This is a genomic window from Pseudomonas sp. LBUM1644 (genome assembly GCF_059716195.1).
Genome location: NZ_CP166812.1, coordinates 2,402,567 through 2,426,996 on the forward strand (window position 1 = coordinate 2,402,567; position 24,430 = coordinate 2,426,996).

Here is a 24,430-nt window from a genome sequence, read left to right on the forward strand (position 1 = left end):
CGGACTCCTGTCAGTCGAGTTTCTTGTTCACATCCACCAGCAACGCGTCGATCTCTTTGCGCCGTCCCGCGTCGGCGGTTTCCCGGCCTGGCCGTGGTGCGGCTTGCAGTGCTTTTTGCAGCGCCGTTTTAGCTTCGGCGTAACGTTTTTGACGGTAGAGATGATCCCCCCAGAAGTACAGACTATCGATGCCGTTCGGGTTGAGTTGCAAGGCCTGTTTAAGTAACTGCTCGGCTTTGTCCGAGTCGCCGAAGCCGATAGGCCAACCGGGTACGCGGTCGTACAGCGCGGCGAGGCTGGTGTAAGCCGAGCCTTGCAAGGCTTTGGGGTCCAGGGCCAGTGCTTTCTCCAGATCGGTTTTCGCCTCCTTGGCCTTGCCCAGCGCACCCAGCCCGCCCTGTGCACCCGCCCAGCTGCTGGTGACGATGCCGGACCAGATCCAGGCTTCGGCCACCGATTGGCGTTCCTGAGTGAAGGCCGAGGCCTGGTTGGCGAGTTTTTCGAATGCCGTTGTGCGTTGATCCGCAGGCAGTTCGTATTGAATATGCGCCCAGCTTTGCTGGATGCCAGAGAGACGTTGCTGATCAGCGTTATCCAAGGCCCAGACGCTCTGGCTCAAGGCGCCCAGTAGCAGGCAAGCGGCGATTTTTTTCATGGCTTGAGGTTCTCGTTGTCGGTCTTGCGACTCAGGCGACGGATCAGCGGCAATTGCTTGCGCAAGCCTCGGTCCACCAGATTGGGCAGCAGGCTGTTGAGGCGCACGAAAAAGCGCTCCGGCCAGCCCAGGTACAAGTCACGGCGGTCGCCGGCAATCGCATGGATGACAGCGCTGGCGACGGTTTGCGGGTCGTCGACGCTGGATTTGAGCGCGTCATTCAAGGCCTGCGCCGCCGGGCTGTTCATGCTCGTGCGGGTGGCGCGAGGCGCAACATACAAAACGCCGACCCGGGTGTCCGCCAATTCCCGGCGCAGGGCTTCGGAAAAGCCGCGCAAGGCAAACTTGGTGGCGCAATAGCTGGCGTAACCGGGGTAGCCGATCGAACCGTAAGTCGAACCGACGTTGACCACCATTGCGCTCTCGGCGTGCTTGAGCAGCGGCAGCAATATTTTGGTCAGGCAGATCGGGGCGTTGATGTTCACTGCCAGCATCGCGTCGATGTCACTGTCATCCAGCTGTTCCAGCATGGCGAAGTGATTGACCCCGGCGGCGTTGATCAGCAAGTTGATACCGCCGATGGCTTCAGCGGCGGCCAGCACTTTGCGCCGGTCGGCGAGGAACGTCAGGTCAGCACCGACCCAGCTCAGGTGCTGTGGATAGCGCTCGAGCAACGGCTCCAGGAACTCCCGATGCCGAGCCACCGCCAGCACGCGGGCACCGCTGGCGCACAGCGCGGCGGTGATCGCCAGGCCGATGCCGCCGCTGGCCCCGGTCAATACCACGCGAGCCTCAGACAGGCGCATACAGGTTCTCCCCATCACGCGGCAGGCTACGGAACATGTCGGCGTAAAGTGTGTACACCACCTTGGAGGCGTGAATGACGGCGGCCTGGTCGGCCGGGTCATCAAGCGTGTTCATCAACCGCCGGTAAGTTTGCATGTGTTCGATATCCAGTGAGCCATGCGAGCTGAGATAGCTGAAGGCAGTTTCCGGCAGGTCCAGGCGTTCGCGAATGCTGGCAGCGGCGTGGGTGGCGAGAGCGATGCTGGTGCCTTCCAGCACGTTGACCATGCCGAACAGGCCGACCGGGTTATCCCGGGCGATCAGGTCGTAGAGGAAACTGACCATCAGTTCGATCGGCAAGGACGGACGACCATCGCGCACTGCATCCTTGTCGCCGCCGCAGGCCTGGATGTCGTTGAGCACCCATTTTTCGTGACCGTATTCGTCCTCGATGTATTCGCACACCGCTTCACGCAGCCACTCCAGGCGCAACGGCAGGCGAGCGCCGCAGGCCATCATCAATGGCACGGTGTGACGCACGTGGTAGTAGGCCTGAGTCAGAAAGGCCCGGTAGCTTTCCAGGCTGACCTTGCCCTCGAGTGCATCGCGGATGACCGGAAGATTGAACAAGGCGATGCGTTCTTTCTGGGTCGCTTCTTGAAGGGTGTCGAAAAAACTCATGATGCGGATTCCTCGGAAATTGCCGATTCAGTCAGCTGCACCTGGTAACGCTCGACGATAGCGTCGCGACGCGGCCGGCCATTGGCGGTCAGCAGGCCATTGGCGGGTGTGAAGGGTTGATCCAGACGGGTCCAGTGATGTATGTGGGCGTAATCGGGCAGCGCATCGTTTGCCTCGGCCACGGCGGCAGCCAATTCATCGTCGGTGCAGTCCGGACGGTGGGGCCAGAGCAATGCATGGTTGCTCGGCATGGCTTCGCCGTAGACGAACGCCTGCGCGATATGACGACGTTGGGTCAATTGCGCTTCGACCCATTCCGGGTTCACGTTGCGACCGAAACTGGTGATGAATTGATGCTTCTTGCGCCCCTTCAGGTACAGAAAACCTTCGGGGTCGAATTCGCCGAGATCGCCACTGGGCCACCATTCAATGATGTGCGGCGGCGCTCCCAGATAGCCCAGCAAGGTTGACCCCTTGATCAGCACTTCACCGTCGTCAGCGAGGCGAATCTCCACGTGGGGCAGTGGTTTGCCGACACTGCCGGGGCGGTGTGCCCCTGGTCGATTGAGGCACACCACCGACGCGCACTCCGACAGCCCGTAACCTTCATAAACAGGGATGCCAATGCGCTGGGCGCGATGCAGCAATGCTTCTGAAACCTGTGCACCGCCCACGGCTGCAAAACGCAACGTTTGCGGATTGAAGGCTTTCTGTTCGGCAGCGCTGACCAGTATCAGCAGCAATTGCGGCACAAGAATCAGACTCTCGGGCGCGCGGGTGGCCAGGCAACCGAGCAATTTCGGCACATCAACGCCGCTGGCACCCTGAATGCCGCGAGTTTTCTGGCTCGGCAGGCTCAAGGTTGCGCCGGCGTACAGCGCGGCATAACAACCGAGGTTTTCGAGCAGGATCGACAGCGGCAGTAGCGCCAGGTGATGCTGCGGTTCGGTGGGTTGGCTGGCCTGATCCAGCTCGCGGGCGACTCGCAACATGCCCTCGGCGCTCAGGCATACGCCTTTCGGTGTGCCCGTAGTTCCCGATGTAAACGTCAGTTTGGCGGTACCGTCCGGCATTCGGGGCGGGCCGCTGAATGTCTTGCACCAGAACTCGCCGTGTTTCTCGTACCCAGCCGTTTGGAGTTCTGCTTCCAGTTCCGGTCCTGCAATCACCCGTTCCGCCTGGCTCTGTTCCAGGCAATGCTTGCGTTGGGCCGGGCTGAAAAACGCTGGCAGCGTCAGGCAGGCCAGGCCTTCGAACAACGCGGCCAGGTCCCAGAGCATCGCTTCAACGCCATTGTCCAACGCCAGTGCAACCACCTTGACGCGCTCACCGTGCAGTCGCTGTTGGCGATAGATGACCTCGGCGTAGAGCGTGGCGTAGTCGATTTTCAGCTGATCGCCCCACAAGGCGATGGCGTTGGTCTTGCGTTCGGCATGGCTGCGCAGGACCTTTTTAAATCGCTCCATTTCAAGCGACATGGCTGGCTTCCTCGATGGACGTTGGCAACCCCAGGCGATTGAACAAACCGATGTTGTGCAAATGGATGAAGCCGGCGCGGATGTTGCCGACATGCACCCACGGCTTGCTGTCGTAGTAACTGCCCCAACTGTGCCGGTCATCACCCAGCCGCGCAGGGTCGGCGGCGCAGAGGGTCACGGGTTTCAAACCGAGACGGTGGAAGCTATTGACCAGCCCGATGTTGCCAGTAAAGGCCACCCATTCCAGGCCGCCCATGGCCAGTAGATATGTGATGGTAATGATGCTCAGGCGCGCACTGCCGGTATCACTGGCGGCCAGATTACCCACCTCCACGATGCAGGCGCGGTCGACCGGTTGGTCGGCCGCAGCACTGATGAGCGGATCAATCGACTCGTCCAGGTAACGCTCCAGAAACAGTTGTTCGGTGCTGGCCAGACGCACGCCAGCTACCGCGCAGAGTTCGCCGAGCGCATTGCTCATGCCAAACAGTTCTGGCATGAAGTGACGAATGTCGGCGCCGTGGGCCTTGCGAAAGCGTTGCTGAATAAAGGTTTCGAACACGGGGCGTCGAGTGTCGTCCGGCAAGGCTCTGGCCAGACTCATCTGTGGGGTTTCAGCTTGGCCAAAGTGAAGCGGTAATGGGATGTGCCAGTCGAAATTTGGCATTGAAAAACGCCTCCCCAGTCAGTTTGGGAAGAGTGTCGAGGGCATTTCTTAACGGAGTCTGAAGGTGGTGAAAGGCAGGGCTGAAGCGATCGACACCAGAGCACGGAGCTTGTGCATCGGTTGCCCGAGCTCGACGAGATCGCAGATCCAGCGACACACTGAATTGGAACTGAGCTTCACCGACCCGGCGACCCAGCAACTGCACCCAGGCCGGATGCAATCGAAAACATGTTCCGCGACCTGGTGAATCACTTTATTGCCGAGGAGTTGAGGCACTGGGCAATCCAACAATCTGAATGAATTGCCTCGGGTTCCGTTCGCATTTTCGGCAGACCGCCATGATTAATGGGTGTCCATTTTTCCACTGTTTTGTGCCTGTAATGACAGCCAGTTTCGTTAGCTTTTAGTCAGTCCCTCCCCGGACCAACCGCCTGACCTCAACCTGTAAGGCATAAGCCGGCGCCTCCACAGCATTGAAATCTTGTGCATACCGCTGGGCAAATCCTTCTACCCCCCATTCCTGATACTGCTGCACATGCTTTAGTTCGTGAGCCCAGAGTGCGACGTCTTGTTCTGCGGTTTGAGCGTCCCGGAAGAGGATGATGTCGATCAGTGTCACGGCACCGACATCGGGGTTTTGCAGCATGGCAGTGGCGGCGCTGAATTGGCCGTTGTCGCTCACTTTGTAGCGCGCGGTATCGAGGACGCTGGGGTCGTACCAGCGCAGCAGCTGCTCCCGGATGTGCGGTGGAATGGGTTGGACGCCGGTGGTGGCTGCTTCAGCGCGGGCTTGGGTCAGCCACAAAGCCAAGGCAGGTGCCGCGATTTGGTAGATGCCATCGGGCAGGGGGCCGAGCAGGGGACCCACGTCTGGCAGGCAGATGCAGCCATCCAGGCACACTTGTTTCTCGCCAGCGGGGCAGGCGTTGGTCTGGGCTGGCACTTCAAGTGTCAGGCAAAGAACAAACAGCGCCACCAGGCGCGTGGTGATGGGCGGCATTGGGCGCTCCAGGGGCGGATGCAGCGCGAGCAGTGGGGCACAGTCGATCGACGACACGCATGGAGTTAGCGTAGCCCCGAACCAAGCGCACCCAAGATAACGCAGGAAGCGACGGGCCACTTTTTCTGTGAATTCCCCACTTCACCATAACCCTTGCTCAATTAATGCTGGTTTGATCTAGGCTTATATGAAATCACGCGGGAGAAAAACTCCATGTCCCTCGCTCTCAGAAATCTATTGGCCCTTGCTTTGGGTGTCTTCTTTTGCACAGCAGCGTGCGGTCAAGGGGCAGCAGACACCAATCACCCACCGGCAATATTTCCATTGGAATCTGAGACGGTGCCACAACTCATTGCCTATCCGCCACTTGCCGAGCCGCTCGCCCGCGGAGTCGTCATTATCCAATATCGAACAGAGCACGCTAGGATCATGCCGGTATTTGGTAAAGCGGCGGCTGATGTATCACCACGTCTCGGTCACCTTCACGTGACCGTCGACAACTGGAAGGGTACATGGGCGCATACCAGTGAAGACCCGATTATCTTGGTCGGACTGGAACCTGGTACTCACAAAGTTCTGCTTGAAGTGGCCGACCCGACACACAAAATCCTTACCAGTACGATAGTGAGTTTTATAGTTCCGGAGAAGAAAACAGCTGACGCCCCTCACATTGACGATGGTCACGCAGTCAAACCATAACTGTTGAGTGCAACGCATCTGATATGGTTTTTCCTGCGTCATCTGCCTCTGTAATGCACCCAGCCTGCGGCTCACAATGACGGCACAGTCCGCAGTCGCAGCAATCGCTGCACTGCAAACTCATCAGTCAGGAGGCTTCAATGGGCAAGATGGCGATTTTTCTCGGTGGATTTCTGGTGCTGACCATTTTGATCGGTGCGCTGGCCACGATCTCTCCGACGTGAAGAGGGCCCCGTTTGTAGGAGCGAGCTTGCTCGCGATGGTCTGCAGAACGCCGTGTTTACCCAGCAAGCACGCGTGATCGTTGACGACCATCGCGAGCAAGCTCGCTCCTACAGGTCAATGGCACACTCCATCAAGGGCGCTGCAACACGCTTTCCCCTGCATGGTTGGGCAGTCTGTACACGTCAACCAACGCCAATAACCCGAACAGCGCCACGCCGACGAAGGCCACTCGAAAGTCGGCGACCTGGGCCTGCAGGTCGTGGTTTTGCACGGACATGGAGGCGCGTAACAGCAGCGCGGCGACTGTCACGCCCATGCCCATGGCCAGTTGGAAAAACATACTGAACAGCGCCGAGGCTTCGCTCATGCGCTCCTTGGGCACGTCGGCAAAGCCGATGGAGTTGTAGCAAGTGAATTGCATGGATCGCGACAGGCCACCGGCGAACAGCACGACGGCGATCAATGCAAACGGCGTTTGCGCCGTGAACAGCGCGCAGGTCGCAATCGACAGGACACCGATGACGCCATTGACGAGCAGCACGTTGCGAAAGCCGTAGCGCTGCATGATTGCCGTGGTAAACGGTTTCATGGCGAGGTTGCCGGCGAACACCGCTAACACCAGCAAACCGGCGTCGACGGGGGACAGTCCGAACCCGACCTGGAACAACAGCGGGAGCAAAAACGGCAAGGCACTGATCGCCAGGCGAAACAGCGAGCCGCCGAAGATGCTGACTCGAAACGTGTCGATCGCAACGGTGCGCAAGGGCAATAGCGGGTTGGCGTGATGCCGACAGTGATGCACCGCCCACAGCGCGAGCAGCACACCTGCAAGCACGGCACCGAAGCCCAAGAACATCCCGTTGCCGTGCTGGCTACCCAACCATTCCAGACCTCCAAGAAGCGAAGCGCAGGCGCCCGCCAGCAGGGCAAAACCTTTGCCGTCAAACGTGCGTACGTTGTCTTCACGGCCTTCGGGCACGAGCCAGAGCGCGGCAATCAACGCCAAAACACCCAGTGGCAAGTTGACGTAAAAAATCCATGGCCATGACGCGTGGGTCACGATCAGGCCGCCGACTAATGGCCCGAGGATGGGTGCTACCAGGCCGGGCCAGGTAATGATCGCAATCATCTTCACCAGGTCTTTTTTGTCGGTGTTGCGCAGTACCGCCAGGCGTCCCACCGGCACCATCAGCGCGCCGCCGATGCCTTGGAGCACGCGGGCCAGAACGAACATCTCGATATTCTGGCTAAGCCCGCACAAGAGCGAGGCGAGGGTGAAGACGACGATGGCAGCGGCAAACACCCGCCGAGCGCCAAACCGGTCGGCAACCCAGCTGGAAAGCGGAATGAAGATCGCCACCGCGAGAATGTAGCCGGTGATCCCCACGTTCATGTCCACCGGCGTAATTCCGAATGCCGCCGCCATGGTGGGCAGCGCTGTCGCGATGACTGTCGCGTCGAGGTTTTCCATGAAAAAAGTCACCGCGACCACCAGCGCGATCAGACGTGTCTGCAGGCTGAGCCGCGCCTCGGCTGAGAGGGTGGAACCTGGCGTGGCGGGAGACTTCACCGATGTGATCCTTTTTCGAGGCGATTCAAACAGAAGACTTCGCCATGGGTTTTACCATCCCAAGTCCACTCACAGAAGGGCGGTATGCAACGATTGGCCGCTCGCGAGCTCATATGAAAACTACCCGCGCCGTTCGTGCCGCAGTGTGGCACTGCAAACGACGGTTCAATGTGTTGGATGGCGACAGCGAGTGAATGTGCTTATGACGATGGCGGACAAGGACTATGTAGCCTGGCTGGTTGAGCAATCGATGCTGAACGCGGCCAGGCAGCGAGCAAAATTGTATTCCGGACAGGGGCGGCTGTGGCAGCAGCCATATGCGCATACCCGGCCGCGTGACGCCTCGGCGCTCGCCTCAGTGTGGTTCACCGCGTATCCCGCCTCGATCATCACCGCTGAAGGCGAGACGGTGTTGCAGGCGCTGGGCGATGAAGCGCTTTGGCATGCACTGTCGGAAATCGGTATTCAAGGCATTCATAACGGACCGTTGAAAACCTCCGGCGGTTTGCAGGGCCGCGAACGCACGCCGACCATTGACGGCAACTTCGACCGCATCAGTTTCGGCATTGATCCGGATCTGGGCACCGAGGCGCAATTGCAAGGCTTGAGCAGAATGGCCGCGGCGCACAATGCGGTGATCATCGACGATGTGATTCCGTCGCACACCGGCAAAGGCGCGGATTTTCGTCTTGCTGAAATGGCCTATGAGGATTATCCGGGGCTCTACCACATGGTGGAAATCCGCGAAGAAGACTGGCCGTTGCTGCCCGAGGTCCTTGAAGGCCGTGACGCGCAGAACCTCGGCCCACTGCAGGTCGATGCCCTGAGGGACAAGCACTACATTGTCGGCCAGTTGCAGCGGGTGATTTTCTTCGAGCCGGGCGTGAAGGAAACCGACTGGAGTGCGACGCCGGTAGTGATCGGCGTCGACGGCAAGCCACGACGCTGGGTGTATTTGCATTACTTCAAGGAAGGGCAGCCTTCGCTCAACTGGCTCGACCCGAGTTTCGCGGCGCAGCAGATGATCATCGGCGACGCCTTGCATGCGGTTGACGTGATGGGCGCGAAAATCCTGCGCCTGGATGCCAACGGCTTCCTGGGCGTCGAGCGCAAACTGGACGGCACGGCATGGTCCGAAAGCCATCCGCTGTCGATCACCGGCAATCAGTTGCTGGGCGGGGCGATCCGCAAGGCAGGCGGTTTCAGCTTCCAGGAGTTGAACCTGACCATCGACGACATCGCCTCGATGTCCCACGGCGGTGCAGACCTGTCTTACGACTTCATCACCCGGCCGGCCTACCAGCATGCGTTGTTGATGGGCGATGCCGAGTTTTTGCGGCTAATGCTGCGTCAGGTCCACAACTATGGCATCGATCCCGCTTCGTTGATTCACGCCCTGCAAAACCATGACGAACTGACGTTGGAGCTGGTGCATTTCTGGACCCTGCATGCCCATGACACGTTTCTTTATCAGGGCCAGACTTTTCCCGGCAACATCCTGCGCGAGCATATTCGCGAGCAGATGTATGAGCGTCTGTCCGGAGAGCACGCGCCCTACAACCTGAAATTCGTGACCAATGGCGTGTCCTGCACCACCGCGAGCATCATCACCGCGGCGTTGGGCATTCGCGATCTGGCAGCGATCACGCCGGCGGACATCCAGCAGATTCGCCAGGTGCATTTGCTGCTGGTCATGTACAACGCCATGCAGCCCGGGGTATTCGCGCTGTCTGGGTGGGACCTGGTGGGCGCGCTGCCGCTCCCGGCGGAGGAGGTCGCGCACCTGATGCTCGATGGCGATACTCGCTGGATTCATCGTGGCGCCTATGACCTTGTCGACCTCAATCCCGACGCGCCGCTGTCCGCAGGCGGTATGCCTCGCCCGAAATCTCTGTACGGCAGTCTGCCCAGCCAATTGAAGGACCCGGACTCGTTCGCCTCACAACTGAAAAAAATCCTGGCCGTGCGCCGTTCTTACGATATCGCCGCCAGCCGGCAGATTTTGATTCCAGACGTCGAACACCCGGGCCTGTTGATCATGGTTCACGAGTTGCCCGCCGGTAAAGGCACGCAAATCACCGCCCTGAACTTCAGCGCGCAACCGCTGACCGAAACGCTGCATCTGCCCGATATCGCGCCAGGGCCGGTGGTCGACATCATCAATGAGCGGGTCGAAGGAGACCTGACGGCCGAGGGTGAGTTCACCATCACGCTCGACCCTTACGAAGGCCTGGCGCTGCGTGTGGTCAGTAGCTCGCCGATGATGTGAATGGGTTCAATGTCGGGCGCCAAACTGTAGGAGCGAGCTTGCTCGCGATGGACTTAAGAACGCCGCGTTGACGAATAGTCACGCGTTATCGTTAACGTCCATCGCGAGCAAGCCCGCTCCTACAGTCCAAGGGGCAGGAAGTGTGGCTCAGCGAAACGCTGGCACCACGTGTTTGATAAACAGCTCCAGGGATTTTTTCTTCTGCGCATGGGGCAGGCTGTTATCGCACCAGAAGCTGAACTCGTCGACGCCCAGTTCCTGGTAATACTTGATGCGCGGGATGATTTCTTCGGGGGTGCCGATCATCGCGGTCCTGTGCAGGCTCTCCAGTTCGAACTCCGGGCGAGCGGCAAATTTCTCTTCCGGGCTAGGCGCCAGGAAGCCGTTGACCGGCACTTCCTTGTTGCCGAACCAGGCGTCGAAAGTGCGATAGAAACGCGAGATCGCCTTGGCCCCGACTTTCCAGCCTTCAGGGTCATCGACGGCGTGCACGTGGGTGTGACGCAACACCATCAGTTGCGGGCGCGGCACGTCCGGGTTGTTGTCCAGCGCAGTCTGGAACTTGTTTTTCAGGTCGAGGACTTCTTCGTCGCCCTTCATCAGTGGCGTGACCATCACGTTGCAGCCGTTGGCGACCGCGAAATTGTGCGAGTCCGGGTCGCGAGCGGCGATCCACATCGGCGGGTTCGGCTTCTGGATCGGCTTCGGCACGCTGGTGGAGGTGGGGAATTTCCAGATATCGCCGTCGTGGGCGTAGTCGCCTTGCCACAGGGCACGCACCACGGGAACCATCTCCCGCAGCGCCTGGCCACCGGAAGAGGCCGGCATGCCGCCGGCCATCCGGTCAAATTCAACCTGGTAGGCGCCGCGCGCCAGGCCGACTTCCATGCGGCCGTTACTGATCACATCCAGCAAGGCGCATTCACCGGCGACCCGCAACGGGTGCCAGAACGGCGCGATGATGGTACCGGCGCCGAGGTGAATGGTGGTGGTCTTGGCTGCCAGGTAAGCCAGCAGCGGCATTGGACTTGGCGAGATGGTGTATTCCATGGCGTGGTGTTCACCGATCCAGACCGTGCTGAAACCGCCGGCCTCGGCCATCAGGGTCAGTTCGGTCAAGTCTTCGAACAGCTGCCGGTGGCTGACGCTTTCGTCCCAGCGTTCCATGTGCACGAACAGTGAAAACTTCATGACGCTACCTCGAAATGCTTTGTTGTTTTATTGGTATGCCATATTACGACATATTTGCAAGATGTTTGTCTTTGAAAGATCAAAAGATCGCAGCCTGCGGCAGCTCCTACATTCCGGCGGCGTACACCTGGAGGAGCTGCCGAAGGCTGCGATTTTTTTGTTTTCGAATCAGGCGAAAACGGGCAGGGCGCCCATCTTGCCGTGGCAATACACCAGTGGTCCGGCGTCTTGGCGGGGCACGATCAGGTTCTTCACCGCACCGACCATGATCGCGTGGTCGCCGCCTTCATATTCGCGCCACAGTTCGCATTCGATGACCGCCGTGGCATTGGCCAGAATCGGATTGCCCAGCTCGCTCAACGTCCATTCGATGCCTTGCGCCTTGTCCTTGCCTTTGCGCGCGAACGCATAGGCTTCACTTTGCTGGCCGCCGGACAACACGTGAATGGCAAAACGTTTGTTCTTGATCAGGACGGGGTAGGAGTCGGAGCTGTAGTTGGGGCAGAACAGCACCAGGGCCGGGTCCATGGACAGCGAGCTGAAGGCGCTGGCGGTCAGGCCGACAATTTGTCCGTCGTCATCGAGCGTGGTGATCACAGTGACCCCGGACGGAAACGAACCCATCACTTGTTTGTAGATGGCGGCATCGATCATGGGACGGTCCTCTGGCGGTGAAACGGGTTTTTATGAATTTGTAGGTCTGATGGTATACCGTAATACATCGTTTGCAAGGGCTTTTTCAGTCACCCGATAAACGTACGAATTTGGTTTTTAGCTCAATGATTACGGGGCTTTCGGCTAGAAAGTACGGGCGCTAATGGGTCAAAATGACGGATCAGATGGGCATTCAAAGGCCGGATCAGTCTTGTGAAATGTCTGGAATACCATAATATGATCGGCATCTGAGGGGAGGCCAAGCGCACCCCCGGTTTGGCTTCATACAATTATAAGATCAGACAAACTCGAGTTCATGCACATGTCCCAGATGTCCCGGCAAGACCCCCTGATCGAGAATCATACGGTCGATTACGTCCCACTCGCGGAACGCCACGGGAAGGCCCGTGATCTGTTCACCTTATGGTTCAGCACCAACATTGCGCCGCTGCCCATCGTCACCGGAGCCATGGTGGTTCAGGTGTTTCACCTCAGCCTGTTCTGGGGTTTGTTGGCGATTGCGCTGGGGCACATGGTGGGCGGTCTGGTCATTGCGCTTGCCTCTGCCCAAGGGCCGCGCATGGGCATTCCGCAGATGGTGCAGAGTCGTGGTCAGTTCGGTCGTTATGGTGCGCTGTTGATCGTGTTCTTTGCGGCACTGATCTATATCGGCTTTTTCATTTCCAATATCGTGCTCGCCGGCAAGTCGATTGTCGGCATCGCGCCTTCGGTTCCAGTGCCGGCAAGCATCCTCATCGGCGCCCTCAGCGCGACCGCGATCGGGGTGATCGGTTACCGATTCATTCACACGCTGAACCGTATCGGCACGTGGGTCATGGGCAGCGCCCTGATCGCCGGTTTCCTGTTTATCTTTGCCCATGACTTGCCGGCGGACTTCTTTACCCGCGGCGGCTTCAATCTGTCCGGGTGGCTGGCCACGGTATCGCTGGGCATCATCTGGCAGATCAGCTTCTCGCCGTACGTGTCGGACTACTCGCGTTACCTGCCGGCGGATATCGGCATTGCCCGGCCATTCTTCGCCACGTACCTGGGCGCCACGCTGGGCACCATTCTGTCGTTCTCATTCGGCGCAGTGGCGGTGTTGGCGACCCCGGAAGGAACCGAGGCGATGGCGGCGGTGAAGCAATCGACGGGTTGGCTGGGGCCGATCCTGATGGTGCTGTTCTTGCTTAACATCATCAGCCACAACGCGTTGAATCTGTATGGTGCGGTGCTGTCGATCATCACTTCGATCCAGACGTTCGCCAGCCAGTGGACGCCGACCATCAGGCTGCGGGTGGTGTTGTCGAGCATCGTCCTGGCGGGCTGCTGCCTGGTCGCGTTGAGCGCTTCGGCGGACTTCATCTCGCAGTTCATCGGCCTGATTCTGGCGCTGTTGCTGGTGTTGGTGCCATGGGCTTCAATCAACCTGATCGACTTCTACGTGATCAAGCACGGCCATTACGATATCGCCTCGATCTTTCGCGCTGACGGCGGGATCTACGGGCGATTCAACCTGCATGCGATCGTTGCGTACTTCATCGGCATCATCGTGCAGTTGCCGTTTGCCAATACGTCGTTATATGTCGGGCCGTATGCCAATCTGGTGGAAGGCGCGGATCTTTCGTGGCTGGTCGGACTGGTGGTGACGTGCCCGCTGTATTACTGCCTGGCTACGCGTGGCAAAGCGCAGGAGAGCAGGGCGACCAGACTTGGTTACGCTGATTAGTTAACCCGCAACTATTGTAGGAGTGAGCTTGCTCACGATGGTCGTCAACGATAACGCGTGTTTGCTGGTTATACGCGGTCTCCTTAAATCCATCGCGAGCAAGCTTGCTCCTACACGTTCACTTGTCATTTCTTGCTGGTTTTGCGTGCTTTGAAAGATTGTTGGATTCTTCTTCAAGGTATATGTCGACCGGACTACGCTCTCTGGCTGCAATCAGTTGGATTTTCTCGGATACAGCGATAAGGCGATTGCCGAACCGGGAGTTGATGTCTCTGGCGGAGGACAAAATGCTTTGTTTTGCGCCTGACATGATGACTTCCTTGTAGTTGATTGAAAGTTATCAATACCGGCAGACCCTCTCTAATTCAATCACTTCATCGGGCTGAACTGAGACAAATTATGACAGTCACGTAACCAGGTCATTCCAGTAGCGAGACCAGCCTTGGTTCGATCGAGCCCGCAAGCACCTCGATCAGCGCCAGCGTTACCGGCAGCTTGAAGCGCCGCGGGCCCGCGCTGCCGGGATTGAGGAACAGCTGGTCGCCGCGCCATTCGATGCGTGGCTTATGCGAATGGCCGGTGATCACCAGTTTTATGCGGGCATCCAGCGCGGCCGGGACATCGGCCATGTCATGTACCAGCAAGGTCTGCCATCCGTTCAGGTCGAAACATAAGCGGTCGGCGAGAGGTGCTGGCCAGGGCACGTTCAGGTCATTGTTTCCGCGCACCACATGCAGCGGAGCAATGGCGGCCAGTTGATCGAGAATCTCGGGTTTGCCAATGTCCCCAGCGTGAATGATCCGTTCACAACCCTGCAGTGCCTCGAGGGCTTCGGCACGCAGCAAGCCATGGGTATCCGAGATCACACCGACTTTCATGCAAGGCTCCTGACCTGATTCATGCGACTTACTCCTCTGAGCGCCCCGTGGCGTCACGATCGTGCTCGTATCGCCTGGTGAGCGGGAAGGGCGGCAACCACGACTCACGACGCACGATCCAGCTTTCGTAGGTGGGTATCAGTTGGTCGGGAGCATCCAGCGATCCGAGGTTCACTTCGACCTCGTCGTCGGTGCGTGCAAAAACGGAGGAGCCACAGCGGGGGCAGAAAAACCGTCCGGCATAGTCGCGTGTTTCGCCCTGGATCGTCACTGCATCCTGAGGGAATATCGCGGATGCGTGAAACAGCGCCCCGTGGTGCTTGCGACAGTCGAGACAGTGACAAAGGCCTACCCGGTAGGGAAGGCCCGATGCCTCGATTCGGACGTTGCCGCACAGGCAACCGCCAGTGAATCGGTCCATGTTGCGTCTCCTCTCAAATCAAGCGCGGGAATGTTTGCGACGAATCAGGTCGACAGAGTCTAGCGCTACATCGCGCCGAGCCCTCACTGACGCGCCTGTTTCAGATAAACGAAGAAACGCGAAGACAAAAAAAGGCCGCCGCAGCCCGACGCTGCAGCGACCAGAGGGTGACTCGAGGTTCGCGGCCCACTGGCATCGGCCGATGGAGGATCAATGGGCGCCAGCGGCCTTGTTCAGATCGCTTTCGGCCCACTCCGTGTACACGCACGCATCCGCAGTTGCCCAGCGCACGCGCACCGGATCGCCCGTCTTGAGTGGCATGCCGGCGGCGGAGAGTGCCTTGACGGTCATCGATGTACCGCCCAGGGTTTTCACGGTGCAGGTCTGGCTTTCACCGAGGAACAGCACTTCGCCGACGATGGCTGACACTTCATTCCAGCCGGCCGCCAAGGGTTCCTGAGCGGCTTGCTCGACACTCAACGCCAGGGCTTTTTCCGGGCGCACCATCAGCAACACATCCTGATCGGTTTGCAGGCCGGCGGTCAGTCGAATGGACAGCGACTGGCCTTCAAACGAAGCCACCGCATTGCCCTGAGCCTTGAGCTTGAGGAAGTTCGAGTTACCCAGGAACGAGGCGACAAACGCATTCGGCGGGTTCTGATACAGGTCATAACCGCTGCCCAGGCCGACGATCTTGCCGTGGCTGAAAATCGCAATGCGCTGAGACAAACGCATGGCTTCTTCCTGATCGTGGGTGACGTAGACGATGGTGATGCCGAGGCGCCGATGCAACTGGCGCAGTTCGTCTTGCAAGTCTTCACGCAGTTTCTTGTCGAGGGCGCCAAGCGGCTCGTCCATCAACAGAATGCGTGGCTCATAGACCAGCGCTCGTGCGATGGCGACGCGCTGTTGCTGGCCGCCGGAGAGTTGCGAAGGGCGGCGATGAGCGAACTGCTCAAGCTGCACCAGTTTGAGCATGGCATCGACCCGGCGTTCGCGCTCGGCGGTCGCCAGTTTGCGGATCGCCAACGGGAACGCGATGTTGTCGCGCACCGACAGGTGCGGGAACAGCGAGTAGCGCTGGAACACCATGCCGATATCGCGCTTGTGCGGCGGCACGTTGACCAGCGATTGGCCGCTGACGAGAATCTCGCCGCTGCTCGGGGTTTCGAAGCCGGCGAGCATCGACAGCGTCGTACTTTTGCCGGAGCCGCTGGAGCCGAGGAACGTAAGGAATTCACCGTCCTTGATGTCCAGCGAGATGTTGTCCACGGCGGCAAATTCGCCGTAGTACTTGTTCAGGTTGCGCAGGCTGACCAGGGGTTTGTCGTTCTGCTGGGCGGAATCTTTGATCACGGCACTCATGTCGTACTCCTGGCGCTCAGGCGCTGATTTCATTGCGCCGGCGAACGGCGGCGGCGATCACCATGACCAATACCGAGAGGCCGATCAGCAGCGTCGATGCGACGGCGATCACGGGCGTCAGGTCCTGGCGCAGGGTGGTCCACATTTTCACGGGAAGGGTTTGCAGGGTCGGGCTGGCCATCATCACGCTCAGCACCACTTCGTCCCACGACACCAGGAACGCAAACAGGGCCCCGGCCACCATGCCCGGACGAATCGCCGGGAAGGTCACCTTGAATACCGCTTGCAGGCGTGAGGCGCCGCAGATCACCGCGGCATCCTCAATCGACTGATCGAACAGCTTCAGCGAGTTGATGATCGAGATGATGGTGAACGGCAAAGCAACAATCACGTGGCTGACCACAAAGGCAAACATCGTCCCGGTGTAGCCGAGTTTGAGAAACAGCGCGTACACCGCCACCGCAATGATCACCAACGGCACGATCATCGGCAGGGTGAACAGGCCGTAGAGCATTTCCCGTCCAGGGAAGCGTCCTCGCACCAGCGCGAAAGCGGTGGGCAAACCCAGGGCCACGGCGAAGAAGGTGGTCAACACCGCGACCTTGAGGCTCGCCAGTGCGGCGTTCATCCAGTCGGCGTTGGAGAAGAACTGGCCATACCATTTCAGCGTCCAGCCCGGTGGCGGGAACACCAGCCATTGGGAAGAGCCGAAGGACAGCAACACGATGAACACGATCGGCAGTAACAGGAACAGCGCGATCAAACCCGTCGTGAAATAAAGGCCGAAACGCATGCGTCGGCTCATCGCATTGGGGGTCAGGAGCATGACGGCTTACCTCGCGTTGCTGGCGCCAACCGGGGATTCCGGCTGAAGCTTCAGGTAGAAGTAGAACAGCACCAGCGTGATGGCGATCAGCAGTGCGGCACCGGCGCTCGCCAGGCCCCAATTGAGGAACGACTGCACCTGCTGAATGATGAACTCGGGCAGCATCATGTTCTGCGCGCCGCCGAGCAGCGCCGGGGTCACGTAGTACCCAAGTGACATCACGAACACCATCAGCCCACCGGAGAACAGCCCCGGCCGGCACAGCGGCAGGAACACCCGGAAGAAGTTGGTCCAGGGACTGGCGCCGCAGATCGAGCCGGCCTGCAGGATCATCGGGTCGATGGCCTGCATGGTCGCCTGCAGCGGCAGCACGATGAACGGGATCATGATGTAGCTCATGCCGATCACCACGCCGGTCAGGTTGTGCACCATCTCCAGCGGCTGATCGATGATGCCTATCGCCATCAGCGCCTTGTTGATCACCCCGGAGGCTTGCAACAGCACCAGCCAGGAATAGGTCCGGGCGAGGAGGCTGGTCCACATCGACAGCAGCACGATATTGAGGATCCAGCGACCCCAGCCACGGGGCACCAGGGTGATGGCCCACGCCAATGGAAAACCGAGCAGCAGGCTGAACAGGGTCACCAGTCCGGCAACGGAGAAGGTGTTGAGCAGCACTCGTGCGTACGCCGAGTTGGCGAACAACTGTGCGTAGTTGCCCAGTCCCGGTGTCGGCTCCAGCACACCGCGCAGCAACAGGCCGATCAGTGGCGCCAGGAAGAACAGGCCAAGGAACAGCAGGGCGGGGAGCAGGTTGCTTGCACCACGCCAGCGCTGTGCCAGAGAAGGGGACTGCGTCATCGCAGCCGCCTTGCCGGAAACCGCTCCGGCAACGCCAGTGGCGCTACCGGTCGGAGTGGATGCCGTCATTTTCATTTGACCAGCCATTCGTTCCACCGTGTCGCGATGGCCGGACCGTTCTTGGCCCAGTACGCGAAATCAAGAGTGATTTGATCCTTAGCGTAGGCAGTCGGCAGGTTCGGAGCCAACACCGAGTCCAGGCGCGCCACGCTGTCGACGTTGACTGGCGCATAGGCGGTCAGGTTGGAGAAATCCGCCTGACCTTTGGCGCTACTGGCGTTGGCCAGGAACTTCATGGCCGCGTCCTTGTTTTTCGAGCCTTTAGGGATGACCAGAATGTCAGCCATGACCAGGTTCTGTTTCCAGCTTACGCCGACTGGCGCGCCATCTTCTTGCAGGGCATGGATCCGGCCGTTCCAGAACTGCCCCATGCTGACTTCGCCAGACGCGAGCAACTGTTGCGACTGCGCACCACCGCCCCACCAGACAATGTCTTTCTTGATGGTGTCGAGTTTTTTGAAGGCGCGATCCAGGTCCAGCGGATAGAGCTTGTCGGCGGCGACGCCATCGGCGAGCAGGGCCAGTTCAAGCACGCCTGGGCTGGGCCATTTGTAGAGGGCGCGTTTGCCGGGATAGGTCTTGGTGTCGAACAACGCGGACCAATCCTGGGGTTTGCTGGCGCCAAGCTTGCCTTCGTTATAGCCGAGGACGAAGGAGAAGAAGAACGAGCCTACGCCGTGGTCAGAGACAAATCGCGGGTCGATTTTATCGCGCTGGATCACTTTGAAATCGAGGGGTTCGAGCAGACCTTCGGCGGCGGCGCGCAAGGCGAAGTCGGCTTCGACATCGACCACATCCCACTGGACATTGCCGCTTTCGACCATGGCTTTGAGTTTGCCGTAGTCGGTCGGGCCATCCTGGACCACGGTGATGCCGCTGGCCTTGCTGAACGGGTCGGCCCAGGCCTGCTTCTGCGCATCCTGCGTGCTACCGCCCCAACTGACGAAGTTGACGCTTTCGGCCGCCATCAACGCCTGGCTGGTTACGCTCAGCAATCCCGCAAAAAGAACTGCGGCTGCACGTTTGTTCAACACCATTTTCACGCCCTCATTGTTGTGTTTATGAGCGGGGCTTTTAGTGCCCGCCTATCGGGAGCAGTAGGTCCGTCTGGCCGGTTACGGCGGTTCGGTCTATGGAATATCATATTATGGTATTCCAAACTTTGTGCAAGCACTTTGCCTGACCGGCTATCTGCCAAGAGAATTTTTTTGTAAGTCGAAACACGGTCCTGTAGCAGCTGGCGAAGCCTGCGTCCGGCTGTTTGTAGGAGCTGCCGCAGGCTGCGATCTTTTGATCTTGCTTTTAAAAGTGCAGATCAAAAGATCGCAGCCTGCGGCAGCTCCTACAGATTGGGTTCCCGGCTCGGTAGAGCTAAACCCTTAGGATCACTGGGTGAACGGGATGCTCTCGACCACTTCCAGGTTGTAACCGGTCAAGCCGGCATATTTCAGTGGCGGGCCCAGGTGGCGCAATTTGCCCACCCCGAGGTCCTGGAGGATCTGTGCGCCGGTGCCCACTTCAGAGTAGATCCGCGATTGCGAGCGACTGAACTGGCGTGGCGCCTGGGTCAGTTGCGGCACGCGTTCGAGCAATGCCTGCGAGGATTCATGATTGGCCAACACCACCACCACGCCGCAACCTTCTTCGGCCACGCGCTGCAACGCGGCCCACAAGGTCCAGTTCGAAGGGCCGTGGTATTCGGCGCCCACCAGATCGCGCAGCGGATCGATCACATGCACGCGCACCAGCGTCGGCTCGTCGCGCTGCAATTTGCCCATGACCATCGCCATGTGCACGCCACCTTCGATGCGGTCTTCAAACGTGATCAAGCGGAAGGTGCCATGCACCGTCGGCAGTTCACGTTCGCCGATGCGCACCACGGTGTGCTCGGTACTGAGGCGATAGTGGATCAGGTCGGCGATGGTGCCGATCTTGATCCCGTGCTTGCGTGCGAACACCTCCAGGTCCGGGCGGCGGGCCATGGTGCCGTCGTCATTCATGACTTCAACGATCACCGACGCCGGGGTGAAGCCCGCCAGGCGTGCCAGGTCGCATCCGGCTTCGGTATGACCGGCGCGGGTCAGCACACCGCCTTCCTTGGCGCGCAGCGGGAAGATATGGCCGGGCTGTACCAGGTCGGCGGGGCCGGCCTCGGCGGCAACGGCGGCGGCAACCGTGCGCGCCCGATCGGCAGCGGAGATGCCGGTGGTCACACCGACGGCGGCCTCGATTGACACGGTGAACGCGGTGCTGAAGGCGCTGCCGTTGCTCGGCACCATCTGCTCCAGGCCTAGACGCTGGCAGTGGTCGTCGGTCAGGGTCAGGCAGATCAGGCCACGGGCTTCCCGGGCCATGAAACTGATTGCCTCGGCGGTGCAACAGTCGGCGGCGAGCAAAAGGTCGCCTTCGTTTTCCCGGTCTTCGTCGTCAACCAGGAGCACCATTTTGCCAAGGCGGTAGTCTTCGATGATTTCTTCAATGCTGTTGAAGGCCATGCTGGGATTCTCAGTGTTTGATAGAAATGTAATACGGTATACCATAATACAAAACAAACCGAGAGGTCACTATGAAGGCGTACTGGATTGCTCATGTAGACATCGACGACCCCGATCAATACCGCGAATACACCCAGCGGGCGCCGCAGGCCTTCGCGTTGTATGGCGGGCGGATATTGGCCCGGGGCGGGCGTAGCGAAGCGATGGAAGGACGGCCGACGCCGCAACGCAGTGTGGTCATCGAATTCGACTCTTACGAACAGGCGGTGGCGTGTTATCGGTCAGCGCACTATCAGGCAGCGAAAGGGTTTCGCAAGGGAGTGGCCAAGGCCGAAGTGATCATCGTCGAAGGCACATGACCAACGCCATAACCCTGTAGGAGCTGCCGAAGGCTGCGATCTTTTGATCTTGATCTTCAAGCGATCTTCAAGACGCCAAAAATCAAAAGATCAAAAGATCGCAGCCTTCGGCAGCTCCTACAGGAAGCCGATTGCGTCGTGGGATCGGTTAGCGGATGAAGTGGATTTTGCCGGTATCGTCGTTACCGATATAGATGCCATAAACCCCAGCCTGGCGTTCCTCGATATACCGCTCAAGGATCTGCCGAATCGCTGGGTAATAGATGCTCTCCCAAGGAATGTCCTCAGGCGCGAAGAATTTGTAGTCCAGCGTTTCCGGCCCATACTGGCCCGTGATCTCCAGCGCGATGGCACGGAAGATGATGTACACCTCACTGATCTTCGGCACGCTGAAAATCGAGTACGGCGAAAGAATCTCCGCACGCACGCCGCTTTCTTCCCAGACTTCGCGCAACGCTGCTTGTTCGGTGGTCTCGCCACCTTCCATGAATCCTGCCGGCAGCGTCCAGGTGCCAGGGCGCGGCGGGATGGCGCGCTGACACAGCAAATACTTGCCGTCCTGCTCAATGATGCAGCCAGCGATGATTTTCGGATTGACGTAATGGATGTAGCCGCAGCCGCGGCACATCAGGCGCTCGTGCGTATCGCCCGGCGGCAGCTGAGACCTGAGGTCACTGCCGCCGCACTTTGGGCAAAAGCTCGGGCTGAACATTTTCAGCGACCTATGCGCGGTTCTTTCAGCGCGATCGGCAGGGTGATTTCGGGGATTTTCCCGGTCTCTTCCTGTTTGCGCTTGAGGTAGTCGAGGGCGACCGCGGCGGCGGCGCGCACGTGGTCGACGCACGCCTGATGGGCCACCAGCGGATCGCCGCTCTTGATCGCCTCGACCATGCGTTCCATCTCCTGATTACTGGCGCCGCGACGGTTTTCCTGGGACACCGAGGTGGCACGCAGGTAGCTGATCCGAGCCTGCAACTGACGCAGCTGAGTCGCCGCGACGTGGTTGCCGGAGCCTTCGAGCAGGACGTCATAGAAACCCTGGACCGAGTCGATCACCGTTTGCAGCTCGCCTTCCTTCAGGGCCTTGCGGTTTTCCTCGAGGGCTTTTTCCAGTGCCTTGATGTCCTTGGCTTTGGCGCGCAGGGTGAACAGCTGGACGATCAAGCCTTCGAGCACGCAACGCAGTTCGTAGATATCGACGGCATCGGCGAGGGTAATGATGGCGACGCTTGGACCTTTGGCGTCAGCGAACTCAACCAGGCCTTCGGACTCCAGGTGGCGCAGGGCCTCGCGAACGGACGTGCGGCTGACCCCGAGGCGATCGCACAGATCGCGTTCGACCAGACGGTCTCCCGGCATGAGCTGGAAGTTCATGATGGCGCTTCGCAGTTTATCCAGCACGATTTCGCGCAGGGTAACGGGGTTGCGATTGACCTTGAAGCTGTCGTCGAGTGGCAGGCGTTTCATGGGGTCCGCTCTGAATGTGGCTGTCCATGCAAAAAGAGCACTTGGATCCTCACGATCATCCGTGCTCCGGTCAGATCAAACAGCCAAGGGTTAACTGGAGGCCTCGGCATCGGCTTCGGCGAACGCTTCACGGGCGAGCCGGAAACTGTCTACGGCAGCGGGGACACCGCAATAAATACCGACCTGAAGCAGAATTTCGCGTATTTGTTCACGACTCAGCCCGTTACGCAAGGCGCCGCGTACATGCAGCTTGAGTTCGTGCGGCCGGTTGAGGGCCGAAATCATGGCCAAGTTTATCATGCTGCGTTCTTTTAGCGACAAGCCCTCACGGCCCCAGACGTGGCCCCAGCAGTACTCGGTGACCATCTCCTGCAACGGCCGGGTGAAGTCGTCGGCGTTCTCGATGGAGCGCTTGACGTAGGCTTCGCCCAGCACCTGGGTGCGGATCTGCAAGCCCTTTTCGTACTTCTCATTACTCATTCGATTGTCTCCCGCGTTCCCTGTAGGAGCTGCCGCAGGCTGCGATCTTTTGATCTTGATTTTTAAAATCAAAAGATCGCAGCCTGCGGCAGCTCCTACAGGTATTGATTCAGAGCCCGCCCATCAGGGTGTATTTGAGCTCGAGGTAATCTTCAATGCCGTACTTCGACCCTTCACGGCCGAGGCCCGAGGACTTGATGCCGCCGAACGGGGCGACTTCGGTGGAAATCAACCCTTCGTTGATCCCGACCATGCCGTACTCCAACGCTTCACTCATGCGCCATGCACGGGCCAGATCGCGGGTGTAGCAATAGGCAGCGAGACCGAATTCAGTGTCGTTGGCCATGTGGATCGCTTCGGCTTCGGTGTCGAAGCGAAACACCGCAGCCAGTGGGCCGAAGGTTTCTTCCTGGGCGACTTTCATCGAGGCGGTCACGCCGGCCAGTACCGTCGGCTGGAAAAAGCCGTGGCCGAGGGCATGGCGTTCACCGCCGCAGAGCAATTGCGCACCGTGGGCGAGGGCGTCTTGCACATGGTCTTCAACCTTGGCCACCGCGCGCTCGTTGATCAGCGGACCTTGTGTGACGCCGTTGTCAAAGCCGCTGCCCACGTTCAATTGCGCCACACGCTCTGCCAGTCGCGCCACAAACGCATCGTGAATGCCAGCCTGGACCAGGAAGCGATTGACGCAGACGCAGGTCTGCCCGGCATTGCGAAATTTGGCAATCAGCGCGCCTTCCACGGCACGCTCCAGATTGGCGTCGTCGAAGACGATAAAGGGCGCATTGCCGCCCAGTTCCAGCGATACCTTTTTCAGCGTCGGCGCGCACTGGGCCATCAACAGCTTGCCGATGCCGGTGGAGCCGGTGAAGGACAGTTTGCGTACCAACGGGCTGGCGGTCAGCTCGGCGCCGATGGCCACAGCGTCACCGGTAATCACGTTGAAAATGCCCGGCGGGATACCGGCCTGTTCGGCCAGTGCCGCCATGGCCAGCGCCGAGAACGGGGTTTCCGGTGCCGGTTTGACGATGCACGGGCAACCGGCTGCCAGGGCCGGACCGGCCTTGCGCGTGATCATGGCCGCCGGGAAGTTCCACGGGGTGATGGCCGCGACCACGCCGATCGGCTCTTTGCTGACCACGATCCGCGCATCGCCTTTATGGCTGGGAATGGTGTCGCCATAGATGCGTTTGGCTTCTTCGGCGAACCACTCGATAAAGCTCGCGGCGTAGAGGATTTCGCCCTTGGCTTCGGCCAGTGGCTTGCCTTGTTCGAGGGTGAGGATTTCTGCCAGTGCATCGGCCTGTTCAAGCATCAACCCGTGCCAGCGTTTGAGGAGATTGCTGCGCTCCTTGGCGGTCAGTGCACGCCAGGCCGGCCAGGCGTTGTTGGCGGCAGCGATGGCCTGACGCGCTTGGGCAGCCCCCAGGTTCGGCACCTGGCCGATCCGTTCGCCGGTGGCCGGGTTGAAGATGTCCTGACAGGCGCCATCCGGCGCATCCAGCCATTGGCCGTCGATGTAGGCCTGTTGGCGGAACAGTTGCGAGGCTGCTGGGCTCATGCGAACTCCCGAAAATGAGGTGGTACCTGTGGGAGCGGGCTTGCTCGCGAATG

Annotated in this window: 25 protein-coding genes and 1 pseudogene; 5 read left to right on the plus strand and 21 right to left on the minus strand. The window is 59.6% G+C overall.

The window, feature by feature from the left end; all coding sequences use genetic code 11:
- Positions 1-10: 10 nt before the first annotated feature.
- From ACA052_RS10865 to ACA052_RS10885, 5 genes are read right to left on the minus strand one after another with little or no spacing between them, the layout of a single operon-like run.
- Positions 11-655 carry a tetratricopeptide repeat protein gene (locus ACA052_RS10865; RefSeq protein WP_497649657.1) on the minus strand — a complete coding sequence of 215 codons (645 nt, stop codon included), beginning with the start codon at positions 653-655 and terminating at the stop codon, positions 11-13.
- Positions 652-1,461: an SDR family oxidoreductase gene (locus tag ACA052_RS10870; protein WP_497649658.1), complete on the minus strand. Its 810-nt coding sequence runs from the start codon at positions 1,459-1,461 to the stop codon at positions 652-654. The genes ACA052_RS10865 and ACA052_RS10870 overlap by 4 nt, the downstream gene beginning before the upstream one ends.
- Positions 1,448-2,122, minus strand: a complete 675-nt coding sequence (locus tag ACA052_RS10875; RefSeq protein WP_497649659.1) for an iron-containing redox enzyme family protein — start codon at positions 2,120-2,122, stop codon at positions 1,448-1,450. Before ACA052_RS10875 ends, ACA052_RS10870 begins: the two co-directional genes overlap by 14 nt.
- Entirely contained in the window at positions 2,119-3,600 is a 1,482-nt protein-coding gene (locus ACA052_RS10880) for an AMP-binding protein (RefSeq protein WP_497649660.1), read from the minus strand. Before ACA052_RS10880 ends, ACA052_RS10875 begins: the two co-directional genes overlap by 4 nt.
- On the minus strand, positions 3,590-4,267 hold the full coding sequence (locus ACA052_RS10885) for a thermostable hemolysin (RefSeq protein ID WP_497649661.1): 678 nt from the start codon (positions 4,265-4,267) through the stop codon (positions 3,590-3,592). The genes ACA052_RS10880 and ACA052_RS10885 overlap by 11 nt, the downstream gene beginning before the upstream one ends.
- 210 nt (positions 4,268-4,477) lie before the next feature.
- On the opposite strand from ACA052_RS10885, the pseudogene ACA052_RS10890 reads away from it, so the two are divergent.
- A pseudogene (locus ACA052_RS10890) lies at positions 4,478-4,567 on the plus strand (isochorismate-pyruvate lyase); the annotation flags it as partial.
- Between the two features lie 103 nt (positions 4,568-4,670).
- Here the strand turns inward: ACA052_RS10890 and ACA052_RS10895 are convergent.
- Positions 4,671-5,267 (minus strand): eCIS core domain-containing protein, encoded by a 597-nt coding sequence (locus ACA052_RS10895; RefSeq protein ID WP_497649662.1) that lies wholly within the window; start codon positions 5,265-5,267, stop codon positions 4,671-4,673.
- Between the two features lie 213 nt (positions 5,268-5,480).
- Between ACA052_RS10895 and ACA052_RS10900 the strand changes: the two genes are divergently transcribed.
- A complete protein-coding gene (locus ACA052_RS10900; protein WP_497649663.1) occupies positions 5,481-5,966 on the plus strand; it encodes a DUF6130 family protein in 486 nt (161 codons plus the stop codon).
- 355 nt (positions 5,967-6,321) lie between these two features.
- On the opposite strand, the gene ACA052_RS10905 is transcribed toward ACA052_RS10900, so the two are convergent.
- Positions 6,322-7,761 (minus strand): DHA2 family efflux MFS transporter permease subunit, encoded by a 1,440-nt coding sequence (locus tag ACA052_RS10905; protein ID WP_497649664.1) that lies wholly within the window; start codon positions 7,759-7,761, stop codon positions 6,322-6,324.
- A gap of 202 nt (positions 7,762-7,963) precedes the next feature.
- On the opposite strand from ACA052_RS10905, the gene treS reads away from it, so the two are divergent.
- Positions 7,964-10,030, plus strand: coding sequence for a maltose alpha-D-glucosyltransferase (gene treS, locus ACA052_RS10910; protein ID WP_497650303.1), 2,067 nt, complete (start codon positions 7,964-7,966; stop codon positions 10,028-10,030).
- A 147-nt stretch (positions 10,031-10,177) separates the two neighbouring features.
- On the opposite strand, the gene ACA052_RS10915 is transcribed toward treS, so the two are convergent.
- Complete coding sequence (locus ACA052_RS10915; protein ID WP_497649665.1) at positions 10,178-11,221, minus strand: LLM class flavin-dependent oxidoreductase; 1,044 nt, start codon at positions 11,219-11,221, stop codon at positions 10,178-10,180.
- A gap of 168 nt (positions 11,222-11,389) precedes the next feature.
- On the minus strand, positions 11,390-11,875 hold the full coding sequence (locus ACA052_RS10920) for a flavin reductase family protein (protein WP_497649666.1): 486 nt from the start codon (positions 11,873-11,875) through the stop codon (positions 11,390-11,392).
- Between the two features lie 322 nt (positions 11,876-12,197).
- On the opposite strand from ACA052_RS10920, the gene ACA052_RS10925 reads away from it, so the two are divergent.
- On the plus strand, positions 12,198-13,604 hold the full coding sequence (locus ACA052_RS10925) for a purine-cytosine permease family protein (protein ID WP_497649667.1): 1,407 nt from the start codon (positions 12,198-12,200) through the stop codon (positions 13,602-13,604).
- Positions 13,605-13,722: 118 nt separating this feature from the next.
- Here ACA052_RS10925 and ACA052_RS10930 read toward each other — a convergent pair whose 3' ends face one another.
- The 8 genes from ACA052_RS10930 to ribBA form a co-directional block, all read right to left on the minus strand.
- Complete coding sequence (locus tag ACA052_RS10930) at positions 13,723-13,914, minus strand: hypothetical protein (protein ID WP_497649668.1); 192 nt, start codon at positions 13,912-13,914, stop codon at positions 13,723-13,725.
- A 109-nt stretch (positions 13,915-14,023) separates the two neighbouring features.
- Entirely contained in the window at positions 14,024-14,482 is a 459-nt protein-coding gene (locus tag ACA052_RS10935) for a metallophosphoesterase family protein (protein WP_497649669.1), read from the minus strand.
- A 28-nt stretch (positions 14,483-14,510) separates the two neighbouring features.
- Entirely contained in the window at positions 14,511-14,903 is a 393-nt protein-coding gene (locus ACA052_RS10940; protein WP_497649670.1) for a GFA family protein, read from the minus strand.
- A 210-nt stretch (positions 14,904-15,113) separates the two neighbouring features.
- Positions 15,114-16,268: an ABC transporter ATP-binding protein gene (locus tag ACA052_RS10945; protein ID WP_497649671.1), complete on the minus strand. Its 1,155-nt coding sequence runs from the start codon at positions 16,266-16,268 to the stop codon at positions 15,114-15,116.
- Between the two features lie 16 nt (positions 16,269-16,284).
- A complete protein-coding gene (locus ACA052_RS10950; RefSeq protein WP_162439841.1) occupies positions 16,285-17,094 on the minus strand; it encodes an ABC transporter permease in 810 nt (269 codons plus the stop codon).
- Between the two features lie 6 nt (positions 17,095-17,100).
- Positions 17,101-18,030 carry an ABC transporter permease gene (locus ACA052_RS10955; protein ID WP_497650304.1) on the minus strand — a complete coding sequence of 310 codons (930 nt, stop codon included), beginning with the start codon at positions 18,028-18,030 and terminating at the stop codon, positions 17,101-17,103.
- A complete protein-coding gene (locus ACA052_RS10960) occupies positions 18,027-19,052 on the minus strand; it encodes an ABC transporter substrate-binding protein (protein WP_497649672.1) in 1,026 nt (341 codons plus the stop codon). The genes ACA052_RS10955 and ACA052_RS10960 overlap by 4 nt, the downstream gene beginning before the upstream one ends.
- Positions 19,053-19,400: 348 nt before the next feature.
- Complete coding sequence (gene ribBA, locus ACA052_RS10965; protein ID WP_497649673.1) at positions 19,401-20,510, minus strand: bifunctional 3,4-dihydroxy-2-butanone-4-phosphate synthase/GTP cyclohydrolase II; 1,110 nt, start codon at positions 20,508-20,510, stop codon at positions 19,401-19,403.
- Between the two features lie 71 nt (positions 20,511-20,581).
- Here ribBA and ACA052_RS10970 point away from each other — a divergent pair, with 71 nt between their 5' ends.
- A complete protein-coding gene (locus ACA052_RS10970; RefSeq protein ID WP_497649674.1) occupies positions 20,582-20,869 on the plus strand; it encodes a DUF1330 domain-containing protein in 288 nt (95 codons plus the stop codon).
- A 148-nt stretch (positions 20,870-21,017) separates the two neighbouring features.
- Here ACA052_RS10970 and ACA052_RS10975 read toward each other — a convergent pair whose 3' ends face one another.
- The 4 genes from ACA052_RS10975 to ACA052_RS10990 all read right to left on the minus strand — a co-directional run bounded on the left by ACA052_RS10975 (position 21,018) and on the right by ACA052_RS10990 (position 24,377).
- Positions 21,018-21,581, minus strand: a complete 564-nt coding sequence (locus ACA052_RS10975; RefSeq protein ID WP_497649675.1) for an NUDIX hydrolase — start codon at positions 21,579-21,581, stop codon at positions 21,018-21,020.
- Between the two features lie 2 nt (positions 21,582-21,583).
- Positions 21,584-22,336 carry a GntR family transcriptional regulator gene (locus ACA052_RS10980; protein ID WP_497649676.1) on the minus strand — a complete coding sequence of 251 codons (753 nt, stop codon included), beginning with the start codon at positions 22,334-22,336 and terminating at the stop codon, positions 21,584-21,586.
- Between the two features lie 90 nt (positions 22,337-22,426).
- Complete coding sequence (locus ACA052_RS10985) at positions 22,427-22,816, minus strand: carboxymuconolactone decarboxylase family protein (RefSeq protein WP_139645298.1); 390 nt, start codon at positions 22,814-22,816, stop codon at positions 22,427-22,429.
- A 109-nt stretch (positions 22,817-22,925) separates the two neighbouring features.
- A complete protein-coding gene (locus ACA052_RS10990) occupies positions 22,926-24,377 on the minus strand; it encodes an NAD-dependent succinate-semialdehyde dehydrogenase (protein ID WP_497649677.1) in 1,452 nt (483 codons plus the stop codon).
- Positions 24,378-24,430 lie beyond the last annotated feature (53 nt).